A 19,287-nucleotide genomic window follows, 5' to 3' on the forward strand; every position below is an offset into this window, starting at 1 on the left:
TTCCGGAGATTCTGAGGAAGAAAGGGTGCGTGCGCGCCCCTGGCACCGGGCGCGCACGCGGTCCGTGGCGGCGCGAACGCCGTCGGCTGAAACGCCGTCGGCCGAAATGCCGTCAGCCGAGGACGCCGCTCTCCTTGGCCGCCCGCTCGATGGCGGCCAGTTCGTCGGCGGTGAAGCCGAGGCGGTCCACGGCGGCGGCGTTGGCCGCGAGCTGCTCGGGGCTGGAGGCGCCGACGAGCACGGAGGTGATCCGCTCGTCGCGCAGCGCCCAGGCCAGGGCCAGCTGCGCCACCGATTGCCCACGATCAGCCGAAATTTCCGACAATTGCCGTACGAAGGACAGCACCTCCTCCGTCACCCGGTCAGCCGTCAGGAACCGCCCCTCGGCCGCCCGCGAGTCCGATGGGATGCCCGCCAGATACCGGTCCGTCAGCAACCCCTGGGCCAGCGGCGAGTACACCACGCAGCCCACGCCCTCCCGCTCCAGCACCCCCAGCAACTCCTCCTCGATGTCGCGCCGCAGCAGCGAGTAGACGGGCTGGTGCACCAGCAGCGGCGTGCCCAGGGAGCGCAGCAGCCCGGCGATGGCCGCCGTGCGGCCGGGCGCGAAGTTCGACACCCCCACGTACAGCGCCCGGCCGGTGCGGACCATGTGGTCCAGGGCCGCGGCCTGCTCCTCCAGCGGCGTGTCCCGGTCGTCGCGGTGCAGGTAGTAGATGTCGACGTGGTCCAGGCCGAGGCGGCCGAGCGACTGGTCCAGGGTGGCCAGCAGGTGCTTGCGGGAGTTGCCCTTGCCGTAGGGGCCGTCCCACATGGGGTTGCCGCCCTTGGTGGTGACCACGATCTCGTCCCGCATGCCGCGCAGGTCGAGCTGGAAGATCGAGCCGAACGTGCGCTCGGCGGCGCCGAGCGGCGGGCCGTACCGGTCGGCGAGGTCGAAATGGGTGATGCCGAGGTCGAGGGCCGCGCGCACGATCGCGCGCCGGCTCTCCGGCGTACGGCCGTCGCCGAAGTTGTGCCAGAGCCCGAGGGAGACAGCGGGCAGCAGCAGACCGCTGCGCCCGCACCGTCGATAGTCCACGTCCTACCTTCCTGCGATTCCGGTCAGAGTGACGCCCCTGATGAAGGTCTTCTGGGCGATGAAGAAGATGATCACGATGGGCATCATGGCGATCAGGGCCACGGCCATCATCTGGTTGTACTGCGTGGCGAACTGGTCGGTGAACAGCCCGAGCCCCATGGGCAGCGTGAACTTCTCGGTCGTCCTGATGTAGATGACCGACTCCAGGTACTGGTTCCAGTTGCCCACGAAGGAGAACAGGCAGATGGCCGCCAGCGCCGGCTTCGACAGCGGCAGCATGATCCGCCACAGGATCCGCAGCTCGGAGGCGCCGTCGATGCGGGCGGCGTCGATGAGCTCCTGCGGGATCGTGGTGAAGAACTGCCGCAGCAGGAAGATGTAGAGCGCGACCCCGAAGAACTCCGGCACGATCAGCGGCAGGTACGTGTCCACCCAGCCGATCTTGGAGAACAGGATGAACTTCGGCACCAGCGTGATCTCGCGCGGGATCATCATGGTGGCCAGCAGTGCCCCGAACATCAGCGTCGCCGCCCGCGCCCGCATCCGCGCGAACGCGTAGGCCGGCAGGACGCACGAGATCAGGTTGCCCGCCATCGACAGCGCGGTGATCAGCACGGTGTTGAGCATGAACCGCGTGTAGTCCAGCGATCCGAACCAGCCGCGCGAGTAGTTCTCCCAGTGGAAGGAGTCGGGCAGCCACTGCGGCGGGAAGGCGAGGTTCTCCGCGTCCGACTTCAGCGACGTCGTGATCATCCACAGGAACGGCAGCACGAACACGACGGTGCTCGCGATGAGCAGCACGTACGCGCCCGCCCGCTGCGCCCGCCGGATCCGCTCGGTCTGCGCCGGGGTGAGGGTCCTCGGCTCCGCTCTCTTCAGCAGCATCGTGACCTCACCTGAACTCGTAGTGCACCCAGCGCCTGGCCAGGGCGAACTGGATGGCGGTGACGGCGATGATGATGGCGAACATGGCCCACGACAGCGCGGCGGCGTACCCCATGTCGAAGTAGACGAAGGCGTGCCGGTAGATGTAGAGGCCGAGCACCATCGTGGCGTTGCCGGGCCCGCCCTCGGTCATGGCCAGGATGAGCACGTAGCCCTGCAGGGCGCCGATGAAGCCGGTGACCACGTTGAAGAAGATGACCGGCGACATCATCGGCACGGTGACGTTCCAGAAACGCCGCCACCAGCCGGCGCCGTCGATCTCGGCCGCCTCGTAGAGCGACTTCGGGATGCCCTGGAGCCCGGCCAGGTAGATGACGATGGTGTTGCCCGCGCCCCACACGGCCATGAGCACCAGCGCCGGGATGGCCCACTCCTGCGAGGCCAGCCAGCCGGGGCCGGAGATGCCGACCGTGGCCAGGACCTTGTTGATCAGGCCGTAGTCGGGGTGCAGGATGTTCAGCCACAGCAGCGCCGTCGCCAGCCCGGAGACCACGGACGGCATGTACATGACGGTGCGGAACAGGCCCTGGAAGCGCAGCGGCTGGTTGAGCAGCAGCGCCATCACGAACGTGAACGTGACGCCGAGCGCGACGTAGCCGACCCCGTACTGGACGGTGTTCTCGATCGACTCCCAGAACTCGGGGTCGCCGAACATGCGCTCGTAGTTGGCCAGGCCCACCCACTGCGGCGCTTTCAGCAGGTTCCACTCCATGAAGCTGATGACGATGGCCGCGAGGATCGGGCCGGCCGTGAACAGGATGAACCCCAGCAGCCACGGCGAGACGAACAGGTGGAAGCGCCGCGCCTCGCGCTGGGCGAGCGTGGCCATCACGCGATCTTGTTCTCGGCGAGCAACGGGCCGACCTTGGCGGCGATCTCGTCCAGCGCCGCCTTGGCGTCGATCTTGCCGAGCATCGCGCGCTCCCAGATGGGCTTGGCCGTGTCGACCGCCTTCTTGGTCGCGGGCAGGCGCAGCACGCCGTCACTGGTGGCGTAGTCGGCGAGGATCTCCTTGACCAGTTCCGCCGTCTCCGCCGGGATGCCGAGCGCCTCGGCGTTGGGCAGCCACGCCGACTGGCGCGCCGGGGCGCTGATGCGGCGGAACTGGTAGCCGGACGACGACAGGTACTCGTAGATGTAGAGCCACGCCGCCTCCTTCTGCCGGGAGGCCTCGGTGATGACCAGGGCGCTGCCGACGGCGGGGGAGAAGCGGCCCTGCGGGCCCTTGGGCACGTGCGTGGCGCCCCACTTGAACGCCTTCTGCTTGGCCAGTTCCGTCATGATCCAGGCGCCGTTGATGTGCATCGCGGCGTGGCCGGACTTCCACGGGTCGACCTTCTCCAGCAGGAGCTCCTCGGCCAGGCTCGGCGTGACGCCGTCCTTGAGCAGCAGGTCGAGCCACATGCCGAGCGTCTTGACCGCCTCGGGGGAGTTGACCTGGACCTGGGTCTCGTCGGGGGAGAGGAAGCGCCCGCCGTACGGCATGAGGAAGACCGTCGACAGGTCGGGGGCGGGCTTCGGGGTCGGCGAGAAACCGAAGATCTTCGTGGCGCCGGAGCCGCTCTTGAGCTTGTGGGCGGTCTCGATCATCTGCTCGAAGGTCCAGGTCTCGTCCGGGTACTTCAGGCCGGCCTTGTCGAAGATGTCCTTGTTGAAGAAGAGCAGCTTGGGGGCCATGTCGGTGGGCAGGCCGTACAGTTTGCCGCCGCGCTCGAAGTAGGCGAGCCCGGCCTTGGGCAGGTCGTCCCTGGCGAAGTCGGGGGACCTGGCGATGAAGTCCTCCAGCGGGGCGACGATGTTGTTGGAGATGAAGTTCTGGGTCCAGGAGTAGTGGTTGTACATGACGTCGGGCAGGGAGCCGCCCGCGGCCTGGGCCATGTACTTGGTGAGGAAGCCGTCGAAGGTCGAGGTCTCGCGCTTGATCTCGATGTTCGGGTGGCGCTTCCTGAAGAAGTAGTCGAACTGCATGTTGCGCACCTCGGCGATGACGTCCGAGGTGGAGGCGATGGTGATCGTCACCTTGGCGGCGGGGTCGGCCACGTCCGACCTCGGCCACCGCAGCGAGTCGTTGAGCTTCTCGGCCTCCTCGAACGGCCAGGTGTCGTTGCCCGGCCGGTTGGGGTCGATGGTCTGGATGCCCGTCTTGACCGGCGCGGCGGCCTGCTTCTGCTGGCGCGTGTCGCCCCCGCAGGCGGCGAGGACGGGCATGGACGCGGCGGCTACGGCGAGGGCCAGCATCCGGCGGCGGTTCATGTCCATGGATGACCTCTTTCCGAGGAAGATCTCGATGGCCGCACCGGCGGTCGCAGGGTGAAGGTGCCGGGCGCACCCAGGCCCGGTTCGGTCAGTCTCGCCATAAAGGTCCGATGACTCAGGGGCATGGCCGTACCGTAGACCTGGTAATTAACTTCGTCAAGAATTGAATTGCAATCGCTTGCAACCTAGGCTCGGGCGCACTGTGAGCTAGCCATGGAGGCTTTCGTGCCCAAATGGACCTGTGCTGCCGACGATCTGGAAGCAGTGATCGAACTCTCGCCCGACGGCGAGCTTTCATGGGAGGTACGGCACGCCGGCCGGGTGGTCGTCTGCCCGTCCCGGCTGGGCCTGAAGGCCGCCCACGCCGACCTGACCCGCGGCCTGGCGTTCGAGGGGATCACCAGCCGGGCCGTCGACGAGAGCTACGAGACCGTGACCGGCAAGAGCCGCGCGCACCGCTACACCGCCACCGAATGGACCCTCTCGTTCACTCCGGGCCTGGAATTCCAGGTGCGGGTGGGTTCGGGCGGGGTCGCGTGCCGGTACAGGGTCAGCTGGACCGGCCCTGTCACGATTTGCGATGAAATTTCGGAGTATGTGGTGCCGGCGGCGGCCCGCGCCATCCTCCTGCCCTACGAGAACGGCCGCTGCGACTACGAGGAGATCCACCACCACACCACCGTCGGGCGCGCCGAGCCGATCCTGTACGGCTACCCGTCGCTGTTCCAGATCGGCGAGAGCTGGATGCTGGTCACCGAGTCGAACCTGGACAGCGGCTATGCCGGCACCCGTCTCGCCTTCGACGGCACCGCCTTCCGCCTCGACCTGCCCGACCCGTACGTCACCGCGGCCTCCCCGCTGGTCACGCCCTGGCGTACGGCGATCGTCGGCGACCTCGCCGCCATCGTCGCGAGCGACCTGGTGACCAGCCTGGCCGAGCCGTCCAAGGTGGCCGACGCCTCCTGGGTCGAACCGGGCGCCGCAGCCTGGTCCTGGTGGTCGGACGGTCCCTCCACCCGCGACCTGGAGGCCCAGAAGGTCTGGGTGGACTTCGCCGCCGGGATGGGCTGGCCGTACGTGCTGGCCGACGCCGGATGGAACAAGGAGTGGATGCCCGAGCTCATCGCCTACGCCCGCGAGCGCGGCGTCGGCATCTGGCTCTGGTCGCACTGGCAGCACGTCGACACCCCGCTGGAGCACCGCGAGAAGCTCGCCCTCTGGAAGGAGTGGGGCGCCGTCGGCGTGAAGATCGACTTCACCGAGTCCGACGGCCAGGACCGCATGCGCTGGTTCGACTCCATCCTGGAGGCCACCGCGCGGCTGGAGCTGATGGTCGTCTTCCACGGCGGCACGATCCCGCGCGGCACCGAGCGCACCTGGCCGCACTTCATGACCGCCGAGGCGGTCAAGGGCGCCGAGTGGATCAAGCCGAAACCCGGCAAGGAACCGCTCTACCCGCCCACGCACTACCTGTCGCTGGCCTGCACCCGCAACGTGCAGGGCCCGATGGACTTCACCCCCGTCACCTTCAGCGCCGTACGGAGCATCTCGGCCGGGTTCGAGCTCGCGCTCGCCGTCCTGTTCGAGTCCGGCGTGCAGCATTTCGCCGACAGCATAGAGGCGTACGGCGCGCGCCCCGAAGCCCGGCGCCTGCTCGCCCGGGTCCCCGTCGCCTGGGACGAGACCCGCCTGCTGTCCGGCGACCCGGCCGACCACCTCGTACTGGCCCGCCGCGACGGCGAGGTCTGGTACGTGGCCTGCGGCACGGCGGGCGAGTCCCGCGTGATCACGGTCGCGCTCGGCTTCCTCGGCGACGGGGAGTGGACGGCCGAGATCTACCAGGACGCCCCCGGCGACGGCCTCGCGGCCGAGGAGGCCGACGTCGCCCCGGGCGCCAAGCTCGACATCCCCGTGGCCGCCAACGGCGGTTTCACCTTACGGCTGGCCCGGCGCCAGCCGTAAAGAGCGGAAAGAGGACCCGTGCACCCCACCCGGATCGGCGCCGCCACGGCGGCGGCCGCCCTCGCTCTCGGTGTCTTCACCAGCGCGCGGGCCGAACCCCAGCACGACAGGGGCGGCACGCTCGTCGCGCAGACCACCGCCACCCACGCCCGCGTCCACAGCGACCGCCGCCCGATGGGCGCGGGCCTGTACGACCGCGAGGCGGACCGGACCTACGTCTCCTGGATGGGCAAGGACTCCGACGCCTACTTCCAGGACTACGACCACCAGGGCGGCCGCTGGAGCACGCCGGTCAAGATCGGCTCCTCCTTCAAGGACAAGCACAACTACCCGGTCATGGTCCAGGCCGACGACGGCAAGCTGCTGGTCTTCCACGGCGCGCACAACTCGCCGCTGCGCCTGGCCACGCGGGCGGCCGACGGCACGTGGAGCGACCGCGGCCTCGGTGACGTCGCGCCCTACTACGCCTCCTACCCGATGGCGCTGAAGGCCCGCAACGGCGACGTCTACGTCTTCTTCCGCGACACGCTCAAGGAGGACGACGGGACGGCCTTCGTCGACGACCGGCCGATGCAGTACCTCATGTCCACCGACGACGGCGTGACCTGGAAGAGCTCGGGCGAGCTGACCGGCCACCCGTACATCCTCGGCTCCGAGCGCGCGGACAACATGGACGAGGTCTACGTCGCCGAGATGACCGAGTACGGCGGCCGCTTCCACATGCTCTGGACGATGGCGGGCGGCGGCAAACCCGACGTCCACGGCCACGGCACCCAGATCCACGACGTGTTCTACGCCGTCTTCGACCCGGCCACCCGGCGCTTCTCGACCGTCGCCGGCGAGGACCTCGGCACCCAGCTCGACCAGGCCGAGATGCTGGACAAGGCGATCGTCTGGCGCAGCAACAGGGAACTGCTGCACGGCACCGGCTTCACCCATTCGGTCCAGGTCATGGCCGATGGCAAGCCGGTGATCGTCTTCTACGACAACCAGACCGGCGGACAGCGCGCCTGGCTGACCGCGGGCCGCTGGAACGGCCGCTCGTGGGACTTCACCCGCCTCACCCAGGAGTACGGCCTGCTCGACAGCGAGAAGACCGGCCCCCACACGCTCCGGGTCTACACCACCAGGGGCAGCGAGTCGGGCATCACCGCCTTCACCCTCGACCGTGGCCGGAACTGGCGGCAGGGGCAGTACGTCTGGACCGACACCAAGCTCCAGAAGGGCAACGTGATCGAGGGCGGCAAGGACCCGGTCCGCATGCTCGCCGAGACCAACACCGGGACCCAGGACCAGACCGTGCAGACCGGAAACGTCTACGCCGTGGGAGAGATTCGATGATCAGGCAGATCGCGGCGGCGCTCGTGCTGGTGGCCGCCTTCACCCCGTCCGCGGCGCAGGCCGCGGGCGATCGCTGGGAACTGCGCTGGAACCCCAGCCCTTCGCGCGACGGCGTCGGCGCCTTCGAGGCGCTGGAGGACGACCGGCGCGGCTCGCACGCCGACGGCCTGCCGCACGTCTCCACCGACAGGAACGCCTGGCGCTTCGACATGCACACCGTGGACCGCGACGGCTCCGACCGCCAGCGCAACGAGGTACGCGGCATGCGCGACGGCCGGGGCCGCGCCCTGGAGATGCGCAAGGACGAGACCTGGCGGATCAGCTGGCAGATGTACATTCCCGACACCCTGGACGCCACCTCCAGTTTCAGCCACATCTGGCAGCTCAAGACCTCCGACATCGGCACCCCGGTCGCCCAGCTCTCCCTGCCGGTCAAGAGCGGCGTGCAGAAGATCGAGGCCCGCTACTGGACGCTGGCCGACAACGCCACGCACGGCTTCGCCTCCTACGACCTGGAGGCGATCCAGAACAAGTGGGTCACCACCACGATCGAGATCAAGTCCAGCGACAAGGGCTACATGCGGTGGGTGCTGAAGGACGGCCACCGCACGCTGGTGGACCAGCGGATCGACGACATCGACTTCTTCTGGACCGAGGAGCAGTACAACCGTCCGAAGTGGGGCATCTACCGCAGCATCCGCAGCACCGGCCTGCAGGACACCCACATGCTGGTCAGGGACCTCAAGGCATGGACGCTGGGGCCGGTCAACCCGCCGGTCCGGCTGCCGGCGCCCGACCCGGCCGCGTACGAGGCCGAGCGCAAGGGCACGATCTTCGAGGGCGCCGCGGAACCCGCCTACTGCGGGATCTGCTCCGGCGGGCTCAAGACCATCCTCATCGGCGGCAACACCTACGACTACACCACGGTCAAGGGCATCCTCTCCGAGACCACCGCGACCAAGGAGATGACCGTCCACGCCGTCGTCGACGGCACCCAGTCCTTCCGCGTCAGCGTGAACGGCGCCGACTCCTTCGAGGTGCCCATGACCGGCACCCTCGGCACGATCACCACGACGACCGTCCAGGTGCCGCTGATCGCCGGCGTCAACAACGTCCGCTTCTTCAACCTCACCGCCAGGACGCCCGAGCTCGACAAGATCGTCATCAGGTAGGAGCGGAGCATGGATCTCACCAGACGCGGGATACTGGCCGCCGGCGGCGCGCTGGCGTTCGCCGCCGCGGGCCCGGCGCCCGCACGGGCGGGCGCCCTCTGGCAGTCCGCCCTCGTGCGCCACGACCGCCGCGACCTCGACCCGCATCACGACTACACGCTCGGCCTGTACAACCGCGGCCGCTACGGCACCTCGCACGGCTGGTCGGCGGCCCATTCCGTCGCCTGGAACTGCGACGTGTCCACCAGCAGGCTGATCGTCCAGAAACCGCCCACGGCCCAGAACTACGCCATCGGCTGCCGCGGGACGATCACCGGCGACGGCCCGTTCGCCCAGCCCGCGGGCTACATCGAGGGCGCCAACCGGCCGGGCCTGCTGCCGCCCTCGCTCTATCAGGCACAGTTCTTCGACCGCCACCGATGAGTTCCGGCTTCCTCCGGGGTCTGTACGGGAAAGCGATCCACGACCCTGGAGGAAGACATGACCAGCCCCGCCCTGGACAGCATGCTGCTGGCCAGCACCGACCCGGTCCGGCTCAGCGACTGGTACGCCGCGGCGCTGGAGCCGGCCGAGAAGGCCGACCTCGGCGACTACCTCTTCCTGCGCTTCGGCACGTTCGGCGTGCTCTTCGACCGGCGTGCCGACGTCAGCGCCAAGAACCCGGAGCCCGCCAGGATGATACTCAACTTCCAGGTGGACGATGCGAGAGAGGTCACCGCCCGCATGGAGGGCCTCGGGGTGACCTGGCTGGCTCCGCTGGAGGAGCGCGACGGCAGCCTGTTCGCCACCGCGATCGACCCCGACGGCAACTACGTCCAGGTCATCCAGCTCAGCCCCGAGCACCGCGCGGAAATGGAGGCGAAGTGATGTTCGGCCAGACCAAGGCGTTCAGCGGGTTCTCCGTCGACGACGTGCCCAGGGCCAAGGCGTTCTACGAGGGCGTGCTCGGCCTGCGGGTCTCGGAGGAGAACGGGATGCTCACCCTGCACCTCGCCGGCGATCGCGACACCCTCGTCTATCCCAAGGGCGAGGCCCACGAGCCCGCCGGCTACACCATCCTGAACTTCCCGGTCGACGACATCGACAAGGCCGTCGAGCGGCTCGGCGAGCGCGGCGTGGAGTTCGTCCGCTATCCGGGCTTCGAGCAGGAGGCCAACGGCGTCATGCGGGCCGGCGGGCCGCCGATCGCGTGGTTCACCGACCCGGCCGGCAACGTGCTGTCGGTCATCCAGATCTGACCAGCTTCAGCAGGCCGCCGGTGGGCACCGTGATCCGGTGCGTGCCGGCGGCCTCGAACGTGTGCGTGCCCCGGCCCACGACCTCGCCGCGGCAGTCGTGGACGGTGGCGCGGGCCGTACCGGCGAGGGCGGAGGTCAGCAGGACGGCGGTGTCGTCGTCGGCGTTGGCCAGCCACAGCGTGCCCGACGAGGGCACCGCAACCGGCACCGGCGCGTAGCGCGCGGCGATCACCACGCCGTCGCCCCGCGCGGTGACCAGCGGATACTGCAGGTCGGGCCGCGACGGGCGCAGCTGCCCGCGCTGCAGCACCTCGGCGTGCTCCTTCACGAACGCCAGCCAGAAGCGCAGCGCCGCCGTCTGCGCGGCGCTCTGCGCGGTGAGGTCCACGGAGATCTGCGGCACCGCGAACAACACGTTGATCAGCTGCACGGCGACGCGCTCGGCGCTCTCCGCCGGGTGCCACATCATCATGTCCGCGTGTACGGCCAGCGGCCCCGCGACCAGGCGCAGGTCGATCGTGCGCTGGCGGTTGTGCAGTGCGCTGAGCGGGCAGTCGGAGGCGCGCACCATCGCGGCGTGCCGCCAGAGCCCCGGGCTGACGTAGGGCTGCCGCAGCTCGATCGGCGCGTCCGCGGGCAGGCGCGCGCCCAGCTCGTCCAGCAGGAGGCGCACGCCCTCGTCGACCGTGGCGCAGTCGGCCTCGGGGCCGGGCTCCGGCGGGTCCTCGACGGCGAACTGGTCGATGAAGTCGATCTTGAGCCCGTCCATGCCCCACTCCTCGACGGCGCGGGCGAGGTTGCCGGTGAGCAGGTCGCGGATGTGGGGGTAGCGGGGGTCGACGACGACGGCGTTCATGTGCGGTTTGTAGGTGAGGCTGTAGTCCTGGACCCGGTCCCAGAGCGGGGTGTGGCGGCCGACGAAGGGGAGCGCGTACCAGAGCAGGTAGGCGAGGCCGTGGGCGCGGACTTTGGCGACGTGCCCGGAAATGTCGGGGAATGCGGTGGGGGAGGGAAGCCACTCGCCGACGTAGCCGTAACCCCGGCCCCGGTCGTCGCTGTGCCAGCCGTCGTCCACGATGATCGCCTCGCAGCCCAGGGCGGCGGCGGCCGCGGCCTGGCGTTCCACGCTTTCGGCGCTCACGTGCTGCTGCATGGCGTACCAGGTGGAGTAGGCGGGCATCCGCGCGGCGCGCGGAACCTCCCGCGCGCCGCGCCCGGCCGACCACCAGGCGGCGACGCCGGCCAGCGTGTCGGCGAAGTGCCTGCCGCCGAGGTCGAGCCGCAGCACGAGGCCGGCCCCCGGGGCGGCCCGATGCTCGGCCCAGAAGCCGAAGTCACCCGTCTCCTCGACCACGCCGGTGCGGATCAGCACCGGCCGCACGACCTCGGCCACCGCGTACGTGCACACCGACACGTCGCCCGCGCCGATCAGCGCGCCCACCGGCGCGCCCTTCTCCAGCGAGGTCCGGCGCGGGCGGCGCCAGAACGGCGGCAGGCCCCGGTGCTCGCCGCTGTCGGGCGCCCAGAAGGCGGTCACGTCCACGCACGGCACGCGCCACGCCACGCGCACCGCCGCCGGCGCCCCGGGCGTCACCCGCACCTCCACCACGCCGTCGCCGGTGGGCACGACCTCCCACGCCAGCTCGACGGGCGCGTCGGCGGCGTCCACGGCCACCGCGCTCGCCTGGGCCACCAGGTCGCCGAGGCCCAGGGGGATCTCCACCACGCCCGAGGCCGCGGCGGTGTCGTGGGGCTGCCAGATGGTCGCGGTCACTCATCTCTCCTGGAGGGTGAAGAGGGTCTGGATGGCCACCGCGGCGGCGCCGCGGGCCCACTGCTCGAACGGCGAGGGCCGCAGGACCAGGCGGCAGTCGGCCGCCGCGCCGAAGGCCTGCTGGGCGAAGGCCGCGCGGAGCTGGTCCTCGAACAGCTCATAGGCCGCCAGCCCCGGCATGTCGCCGCTGACGATGATGCGCTCGGGGCCGATGAGGTTGGCCATGGCCGCCATCGCCCGCCCGATCGTCTCGCCCGCGCGGGCGAAGACCGCCATGGCGGCCGGCGAGCCCGAACGCGCCGCGGCCATGGCGGCGTCGAGCGTCAGCGTGTCGTCGCCCAGCGCCGCGCGGGCCGCCGCGACGACGGCCGGGGTGCCCGCGATGGCCTCCACGCAGCCGTGGCCGCCGCAGTGGCACGGAGGGCTGTCGCCGCCGACCGGCACGTGCCCGATCTCGCCGGCCACGCCGCGCGCCCCCGCCACCAGGCGGTCGTCCACGACGACCGCGCAGCCGATGCCGAGCCCGACCGTGACCAGCGCGAACGACGAGGCGCCCACGCCCTCGCCGAACCAGTGCTCGGCCACGGTGAGCGCCTTGACGTCGTTCTCCACGGTGACGGTCAGGCCGGTCGCGGCCCCGGCCAGCTCGCCGAGCGGCACCTCGCGCCAGCGCAGGAAGGGGGAGTAGCGCACCAGCCCGGTGCTCTTGTCGACGTCGCCGGAGATGGCCAGGCCGAGCGAGTGGCAGCGTTCGCGGTAGCCGGGCGCGCGGCCGAGCAGCTCGCCGGTGAGCGCCTTGAGCTCCGTCACCACGTGCTCGGGCGTGCGCGCGGTCAGCGGCCGGTGGGCCTCCTCGACGACCTGGGCGCGCAGGTCGGTGACGACGCCGATGAGGTCGTCGTCGGTGATCTTCACTCCGGCGAAGAACTCCCGGTCGGGGTGGATGGCCAGAGGGCTGGCCGGGCGCCCCGCGCCGGGGCCGGTACGCTCGGTGGCCGCCATCTCGAAGAGGTATCCCGCGTCGATGAACGGCCTCGCCGCCTTGGTGACGGCCGCCGACGACAGGCCGGTGCGCCTGGCGATCTCCACGCGGGAGACCGGACCCTGCGTCAGGACCATGGTGAAGACGGTGGCGGAGGCCGGGCTCGTGATCGTCGCCGCCCGCCCGCGCGAGGGATCCAGCATGGCCGCATAGTAGCAGTAATTAACTTCGTCAAGAATTGAATTCGCGCGAGGCCGTGCCTAGGCTCCAGATCATGAGCCTCATCGCTTTCGACCCCTCGCGACGCCGCTGGTCGCTCACCACTCCACGCACCAGCTACGTCATCGGGCTCACCGACGACGACGTGCCCGCCTGCCTGCACTGGGGGCCGAGGCTCACACCCGTGCAGGCCGCCGCGCTGCCCGGGGCCGCGCCGTTCAGGGCCAGCAGTTTCGACGAATCCGGCGTGGCCGAGGAACTCCTCACCGAGGCCGGCGCCCGCTACGGCGCCGCCTCCCTGCAGATCCGCTTCGCCAACGGCGACACCGGCGTGGAGTGGCAGCACACCGGGCACGAGATCGAGGACGGCCACCTGACGATCCTCATGCGCGACCGCGCCCATCCGGTGGAGGTGGCGCTGCACTACCGCGTGTACGCGGACGCCGACGTGGTGGAGCGCTGGACGGAGATCCGCTCCGAGGAGCCCGTCACGCTGCTGCGCTGCGACTCGGCCGCCTGGAACCCGCCCCCGCTGCCCGGATACCGGCTCAGCCACGCCAGCGGCGGATGGGCCGCCGAGAACGCGGTGCGCCGCGTGGAGCTGCCCGTCGGCGAGACCGTGCTGACCAGCCGGCGCGGCATCACCAGCCACCAGGCCAACCCCTGGCTCATGGTGGACGCCGGTGACGCGGGCGAGGAGCACGGCGAGGTCTGGAGCGGCGCCCTGGCCTGGAGCGGGAGCTGGCGCGTCACCATCGGCCGCACCCCTTCCGGGCGCACCGGCTGGACCGGCGGGTTCGGCCACGAAGGGGTGTCCTGGCAGGGGACCGAGTGGAGCACGCCGGTCTTCGCCGGGCTCTACTCCGACGGCGGGTTCGGGGGCGCCAGCCGTACCTGGCATCGCTATGTCAACGAGCACGTCCGTCCGGCCGCCGGCGAGCTGCGGCCCCTGCTCTACAACTCGTGGGAGGCCGTCGGCTTCGACGTCGGCGAGGAGAGCCAGAAGCGCATGGCGGCGCTGGCCGCGCGGGTCGGGGCCGAGGTGTTCGTCATGGACGACGCCTGGTTCGGCGGGCGCACCAGCGACCGGGCCGGGCTCGGCGACTGGTGGCCCAACCCCGGGCGCTTCCCGCACGGGCTGACGCCGCTCATCGAGGAGGTCCATGGGCTCGGCATGAAGTTCGGGCTGTGGGTGGAGCCCGAGATGGTCAACCCCGACAGCGACCTCTACCGCGAGCACCCCGACTGGGTCGTGCACATGCCGGGACGGCCGCGCACCGAGCTGCGCCACCAGCTCCTGCTCGACTTCTCCCGCCCCGAGGTGGCCGACTGGGCGCACAAGTGGCTGCACCGGCTGGTCAGCGAGCACGCCATCGACTTCCTCAAGTGGGACTGCAACCGCACCTTCACCCAGGCCGACCCGGGCGACCTGCTGGTCGGCCACGTGCGGGCCGTCTACTCCATCCTCGACCGGCTGCGCGCCGACCACCCGCACCTGCGCGTGGAGGCCTGCTCGGGCGGCGGCGGGCGTACCGACCTCGGCATCATGGCCCGCACCGACCAGGTCTGGACCTCCGACAACACCGACGCCGCCGACCGCCTGTCCATCCAGCACGGCTTCACCCAGATCTACCCCGCCGGCGCGATGGCGGCCTGGGTCACCGACAGCCCCAACCCGATCACCGGCCGGCGCGTCCCGCTCGCCTTCCGCTTCCACGTGGCCATGGCCGGCGTGCTCGGACTCGGCGGCGACCTGCCGAACTGGAGCGAGCGGGAGCTCGACGAGGCCGCCGAACTGGTCGCCGTCTACAAGGACATCCGCCCGGTCGTCCAGCACGGCGAGCTGCACCGGCTGCGCGAGGCCGTGCAGTACACGCTCGGCGAGCGCGTCGTCGTGCTCGCCTTCAGGCGCCGCGCCGCGTTCGGCGCGCCCGGCGTGCCCCTGCGCCTGTCCGGGCTCGACCCCGACGCCCGCTACCGCGACGAGGACACCGGCGCCGTCCACCACGGCGTGCTGCTGACCTCCCGGGGCCTGCTGCCCCCCTTCCCCGGCGACGACTACGCCAGCGCCCTCATCCGCCTGCGCAAGGAGCAGCCGTGACCCGCCGCTACGCCGTCGTCGGACTCGGACACCGCGCCGGGATGTACGTCAACGCCCTGAGAGGCGACTGGAACCACGCCGGGGACCTGGTCGCCTTCTGCGACACCAACGCCTCCCGCATGGCCTCCTACGGCGCCGACGTGCCCGCCTACCGGGACTTCGGCCAGATGCTCGACCGGGCGCGCCCCGACGTCGTCATCGTCACCAGCCCCGACCGCACCCACCACGTCTACGCCGTCGCCGCCCTGGAACGCGGCTGCGCCGTCATCGTCGAGAAGCCCCTCGCCACCACGGCCGAGGGCTGCCGGGCCATCGCCAAGGCCGCGGGAGACGTGACGATCACGTTCAACTACCGCTACTCGCCGCGCAACTCCGCGGTGAAGCGCCTGGTCGCCGAGGGCGCCATCGGCGAGGTCACCTCCGTGCACTTCGAATGGCTGCTCGACACCATGCACGGCGCCGACTACTTCCGCCGCTGGCACCGCGACAAGGCCAACTCCGGCGGCCTGCTCGTGCACAAGTCCGGCCACCACTTCGACCTGGTCAACTGGTGGCTGGCCGCCGCCCCGCGGACCGTCTACGCGCAAGGCGACCTGCGCTTCTACGGCCCCGCCAACGCGCCGGGCCCGCGCCCGCCCCGCAGCCGGGGCTCCGGCCTCATCGGCGCCGACCGCTTCTCCATCGACCTCGCCGCCGACCCCCGCCTCGAAACCCTCTACCTCCAGGCCGAGCACGAGGACGGCTACCACCGCGACCAGGACGTCTTCGCCCCCGGCGTGAACATCGAGGACAACATGGCGGTGCTCGTCCGCTACGACTCCCGGGCCCTGCTGACCTACTCGCTGCACGCGCACGCGCCCTGGGAGGGCTACCGGGTCGCGCTCAACGGCACGCTCGGCCGGATCGAGCTCGACGTCGTCGAACGCGAATGGGCCGACCCCGGCTCCGCCGCCAAGCTCGGCAAGGGCGCCAGGCGGCTCACCGAGGGCCGGGTACGCGGCGAGCGCCTCGTCCTGCAGCGCCACTGGGAACCCGCCGAGGAGATCGAGATCCCGACCGGCTCCGGCGGGCACGGCGGCGGCGACCGGCTCCTGCTCGACGACCTGTTCGGCACGCCGGCCCCCGACCCGCTGGGCCGCCGCGCCGACTACACCGACGGCATCCGCGCCGCCGGGATCGGCATCGCGGCCAACACGTCCATCGAGACGGGCCTGCCGGTGCGGGTCTGAGCCGCATGGACCGCGTCACGCTGACGCCCGCGGCCACCGCCGTCTTCGCCACCGTGCTCACCCGCGGGCCGATCTCCAGGACCGAGGTGTCGCGGGTGACGGGGCTGTCGACGGCGGCGGTCACCAAAGTGGTCCGGCCCATCCTGGCCGCCGGGTACCTGGACGAACTGCCCGTCGGGCCGGCCTCGGCCGGGTCGGGACGGCCGGCGGCGCCGCTGGCCGTACGGGCCGATCGGGAGTTCTTCGCCGGGGTGTGGCTGCGGGCGGGGGAACTGGTCGTGGTGCTGGCGGACCTGCGGGCCGGGGTGCGGGCCGCGCACCAGGTCCCCCTGCCCGGCGCCGACGTGGCCGCCGCGGTGGCCGCCATCGCCCGTGCCGTCGCCGTCGTGGGCGAGCCCGGCGCCCTGGTGCGGCGGGTCGGTGTGGCGGTGCCGGGGGAGGTGGACCGGGGCTCCGGCACGGTGCGGCGCGGGCCGTACCCGGGCTGGCGCGACGTGCCGCTCGCGGCGCTCGTGCGCGAGGCGACCGGCCTGCCGGCCACCGTCGAGAACGACGTCAGGGCGCTGACCGTCGCCGAGCAGTGGTTCGGGGAGGGAGCGGGAACCCGCTCGTTCGCGCTGGTGACGGTGGGCGAGGGGGTCGGCTGCGGGCTCGTGGTCAACGGCACGCTGGTCGAGGGGGGATACGGCGTGGCCGGCGAGATCGGCCACGTCCCGGTGGACGACGCCGGCCCGCGCTGTCACTGCGGAGGCCGGGGCTGTGTCGAGGCGATCGCCGCCGAGCCCGCCGTCGTGGCCCGGATCCGCGCCGCGACCGGCCGGGCCGCCCTGGACCTGCCCGGCGCCATGGCCCTGGCCCAGGCGGGCGAGCGCGCGGCGCTGGAGTCGTTCGCCGCGGCCGGACGGGCGGTGGGGCGGGGCATCGCGGCCATGGTCAACATGTTCGGGCCCGAGAAGGTCGTGGTCACCGGGGACAGTGTGGCCGTACTGGAGAGGGATCTGCGGGCCGCCTACGGCCCGCAGGCGTTCGGGGCGGCGGGCGGCTGCCCGCTGATCGTCGAGCCGTTGCCCCCCGAGTCGTGGGCGCGCGCCGCGGCGGCGGTGACGATCATGACCCTCATCGGCCTGGGTCCCGGCTAGCGCAACCGGCTGATGGTCACGGTGGCGGCGGTGCGGGCGGCCTGCCAGACCACTTCCAGCGAGTCGCCCCGGTCCATGGCCGCCATCACGGTCAGCTTGGCCGCCCCCACCAGGGAGCCGACGATCGTGGCCGCCTCCAGGAGGTCGAGCTCGTCCGGGTAGGCCTCGTGCAGCGCCTTGGCCAGCCGCAACTGGCTGTCGAACAGCAGATGCAGCGCCTTGGCCTGCAGGGCGGGCACGCTCATGATCAGGTTGGCCCGCTCGGGGCTCAGGTCGATCGCGAGGTCCTCCTTGGCCGTCCAGTTCAGGCTGGTCTCGCACACCCGCAGCAGAAGGTCGCCGATCGGCTCGCCGGGCGGGTGCTGCCTGACCATGTCGAGTACGGCCTCCAGCCGCAGGCCGCCGTCATGGAAGAGCACGTCTTCCTTGCTGTCGAAGTAGCTGAAGAACGTGCGTGTCGACACGTCGGCCGCCGCGGCGATCTCGGCCAGTGTGGTCTCCTCGTAGCCCTTCTCGGCGAAGAGCCGGAGCGCCGCCTCGATCAGCGCGTGCCTGGTGCGCACCTTCTTGCGCTCGCGTAGCCCCGTCATGGCGAAACTCTACACTGCCTTATGATTTGCATCCATTGAAAAATTACATCAACTGAGGTTTTCTGGACTCATGACAACCTTTCCCATGCGGCGGCAGCGGCCGCTCGACCCGCCCGACGAGTTCGGCGTCCTGAGGGAGCAGGGCTCCGTGCACCGCATGACCTACCCGGACGGCCACGAGGGCTGGCTCGTCACCGGATACGGCGTCGCCCGCGCCATCCTCGCCGACAACCGCTTCAGCAACCGGATGGAGCTCCAGCACCAGGCCGTCCCGTCGCGGGCGGCGATCGCGGAGAAGTTCAAGAAGCAGATGCCGAACAGCAAGCCGCCGGCGGGGATGTTCCTGCGGATGGACCCGCCCGACCACACCCGCTACCGCAAGCTGCTGACCGGCCAGTTCACGGTCCGGCGGATGAAAGGGCTGGAGCCGCGGATCGCCGAGATCACCGAGGAGCGGCTCGACGCCATGACGGCGCCGGCCGACCTGGTCAAGGACTTCGCGCTGCCGATCCCGTCGCTGGTCATCTGCGAGCTGCTCGGCGTGCCGTACGAGGACAGGGAGACCTTCCAGCGCGACTCGGCCACGCTGCTGTCGTTCGACGGCGAGGCCGACGTGATGATCGCCGCCTACCAGGACCTGGCCGGATACCTGTACGGGCTCATCGCGAAGAAGCGCGCCCAGCCCGACGAGGCGCTGCTCAGCGGGCTGCTCGACCTGGAGGACGACGAACTGCTCGGCGTGGCGTTCCTGCTGCTCATCGCCGGTCACGAGACCACCGCGAACATGCTCGGCCTCGGCACCTACGCCCTGCTCACCAACCCGGACCAGCTCGCGCTCATGCGCGACGACCCCTCGGCGGTGGACAACGGGGTCGAGGAACTGCTCCGCTACCTCACGATCATCCACGCCGGCCCGATCAGGGCGGCGCTGGAGGACGTGGAGATCGAGGGCCACCAGATCAAGGCGGGGGAGTCGGTCACGATCTCGCTGTCCTCGGCCAACCGCGACTCCGCCCACTTCGAGGCGCCCGACCGGCTCGACCTCACCCGTGCCACCAGCGGCCACCTGACCTTCGGGCACGGCATCCACCAGTGCCTCGGCCAGCAACTGGCCAGGATCGAGATGCGCATCGCCTTCCCCGCGCTGCTGCGGCGTTTTCCCGGGCTGCGGCTGGCGTGCGCGCCGTCGGAGGTGCCGATGCGCTCGGACATGGCCATCTATGGCGTGCACCGCCTCCCCGTGACCTGGTAGAGAGGT

General features: G+C 70.9%; 17 protein-coding genes. 10 read left to right on the forward strand and 7 right to left on the reverse strand.

Annotated features, from left to right (window positions below):
* Positions 1 to 112: 112 nt before the first annotated feature.
* The 4 genes from ACIBI5_RS12250 to ACIBI5_RS12265 are packed head-to-tail and all read right to left on the reverse strand — an operon-like array spanning position 113 to position 4,285.
* Positions 113 to 1,081 (reverse strand): aldo/keto reductase, encoded by a 969-nt coding sequence (locus ACIBI5_RS12250; RefSeq protein ID WP_397245981.1) that lies wholly within the window; start codon positions 1,079 to 1,081, stop codon positions 113 to 115.
* 3 nt (positions 1,082 to 1,084) lie between these two features.
* Entirely contained in the window at positions 1,085 to 1,966 is an 882-nt protein-coding gene (locus ACIBI5_RS12255) for a carbohydrate ABC transporter permease (RefSeq protein WP_379621418.1), read from the reverse strand.
* A 7-nt stretch (positions 1,967 to 1,973) separates the two neighbouring features.
* On the reverse strand, positions 1,974 to 2,855 hold the full coding sequence (locus ACIBI5_RS12260; RefSeq protein WP_397245983.1) for a carbohydrate ABC transporter permease: 882 nt from the start codon (positions 2,853 to 2,855) through the stop codon (positions 1,974 to 1,976).
* Positions 2,855 to 4,285: an ABC transporter substrate-binding protein gene (locus tag ACIBI5_RS12265; RefSeq protein ID WP_397245985.1), complete on the reverse strand. Its 1,431-nt coding sequence runs from the start codon at positions 4,283 to 4,285 to the stop codon at positions 2,855 to 2,857. The genes ACIBI5_RS12260 and ACIBI5_RS12265 overlap by 1 nt, the downstream gene beginning before the upstream one ends.
* 222 nt (positions 4,286 to 4,507) lie before the next feature.
* On the opposite strand from ACIBI5_RS12265, the gene ACIBI5_RS12270 reads away from it, so the two are divergent.
* Genes ACIBI5_RS12270 through ACIBI5_RS12295 form a run of 6 tightly spaced genes read left to right on the forward strand, consistent with a single transcriptional unit; the run spans position 4,508 to position 9,995 of the window.
* Positions 4,508 to 6,244, forward strand: coding sequence for a glycoside hydrolase family 97 catalytic domain-containing protein (locus ACIBI5_RS12270; RefSeq protein ID WP_397245987.1), 1,737 nt, complete (start codon positions 4,508 to 4,510; stop codon positions 6,242 to 6,244).
* 18 nt (positions 6,245 to 6,262) lie between these two features.
* A complete protein-coding gene (locus ACIBI5_RS12275) occupies positions 6,263 to 7,585 on the forward strand; it encodes a BNR-4 repeat-containing protein (RefSeq protein WP_397245989.1) in 1,323 nt (440 codons plus the stop codon).
* A complete protein-coding gene (locus ACIBI5_RS12280; RefSeq protein WP_397245991.1) occupies positions 7,582 to 8,757 on the forward strand; it encodes a hypothetical protein in 1,176 nt (391 codons plus the stop codon). The genes ACIBI5_RS12275 and ACIBI5_RS12280 overlap by 4 nt, the downstream gene beginning before the upstream one ends.
* A 9-nt stretch (positions 8,758 to 8,766) precedes the next feature.
* Positions 8,767 to 9,180: a hypothetical protein gene (locus ACIBI5_RS12285; protein WP_397245993.1), complete on the forward strand. Its 414-nt coding sequence runs from the start codon at positions 8,767 to 8,769 to the stop codon at positions 9,178 to 9,180.
* Between the two features lie 57 nt (positions 9,181 to 9,237).
* Positions 9,238 to 9,624 carry a VOC family protein gene (locus tag ACIBI5_RS12290; protein WP_397245995.1) on the forward strand — a complete coding sequence of 129 codons (387 nt, stop codon included), beginning with the start codon at positions 9,238 to 9,240 and terminating at the stop codon, positions 9,622 to 9,624.
* Positions 9,624 to 9,995: a VOC family protein gene (locus tag ACIBI5_RS12295; protein WP_397245997.1), complete on the forward strand. Its 372-nt coding sequence runs from the start codon at positions 9,624 to 9,626 to the stop codon at positions 9,993 to 9,995. The genes ACIBI5_RS12290 and ACIBI5_RS12295 overlap by 1 nt, the downstream gene beginning before the upstream one ends.
* On the opposite strand, the gene ACIBI5_RS12300 is transcribed toward ACIBI5_RS12295, so the two are convergent.
* Together ACIBI5_RS12300 and ACIBI5_RS12305 are read right to left on the reverse strand one after the other, a co-directional pair.
* Positions 9,982 to 11,769: a glycoside hydrolase family 36 protein gene (locus tag ACIBI5_RS12300; RefSeq protein ID WP_397245999.1), complete on the reverse strand. Its 1,788-nt coding sequence runs from the start codon at positions 11,767 to 11,769 to the stop codon at positions 9,982 to 9,984. The two genes, ACIBI5_RS12295 and ACIBI5_RS12300, sit on opposite strands and share 14 nt — an antisense overlap.
* Positions 11,770 to 12,954, reverse strand: a complete 1,185-nt coding sequence (locus ACIBI5_RS12305; protein WP_397246001.1) for an ROK family protein — start codon at positions 12,952 to 12,954, stop codon at positions 11,770 to 11,772.
* Between the two features lie 71 nt (positions 12,955 to 13,025).
* On the opposite strand from ACIBI5_RS12305, the gene ACIBI5_RS12310 reads away from it, so the two are divergent.
* From ACIBI5_RS12310 to ACIBI5_RS12320, 3 genes are read left to right on the forward strand one after another with little or no spacing between them, the layout of a single operon-like run.
* Positions 13,026 to 15,071 (forward strand): alpha-galactosidase, encoded by a 2,046-nt coding sequence (locus ACIBI5_RS12310; RefSeq protein WP_397246003.1) that lies wholly within the window; start codon positions 13,026 to 13,028, stop codon positions 15,069 to 15,071.
* Positions 15,068 to 16,300, forward strand: a complete 1,233-nt coding sequence (locus tag ACIBI5_RS12315) for a Gfo/Idh/MocA family protein (protein WP_397246005.1) — start codon at positions 15,068 to 15,070, stop codon at positions 16,298 to 16,300. The genes ACIBI5_RS12310 and ACIBI5_RS12315 overlap by 4 nt, the downstream gene beginning before the upstream one ends.
* Positions 16,301 to 16,305: 5 nt before the next feature.
* A complete protein-coding gene (locus ACIBI5_RS12320; protein WP_397246007.1) occupies positions 16,306 to 17,439 on the forward strand; it encodes an ROK family protein in 1,134 nt (377 codons plus the stop codon).
* On the opposite strand, the gene ACIBI5_RS12325 is transcribed toward ACIBI5_RS12320, so the two are convergent.
* A complete protein-coding gene (locus ACIBI5_RS12325) occupies positions 17,436 to 18,029 on the reverse strand; it encodes a TetR/AcrR family transcriptional regulator (protein ID WP_397246010.1) in 594 nt (197 codons plus the stop codon). The genes ACIBI5_RS12320 and ACIBI5_RS12325 overlap by 4 nt on opposite strands.
* A 70-nt stretch (positions 18,030 to 18,099) precedes the next feature.
* Here ACIBI5_RS12325 and ACIBI5_RS12330 point away from each other — a divergent pair, with 70 nt between their 5' ends.
* The gene (locus ACIBI5_RS12330; RefSeq protein ID WP_397246012.1) at positions 18,100 to 19,281 is read left to right on the forward strand and encodes a cytochrome P450; all 1,182 of its coding nucleotides are present in this window, start codon (positions 18,100 to 18,102) and stop codon (positions 19,279 to 19,281) included.
* The last annotated feature ends 6 nt before the right edge of the window (positions 19,282 to 19,287 follow it).

Source organism: Nonomuraea sp. NPDC050540 (assembly GCF_044457485.1).
In the GTDB taxonomy this organism is placed as follows: Bacteria; Actinomycetota; Actinomycetes; order Streptosporangiales; family Streptosporangiaceae; genus Nonomuraea.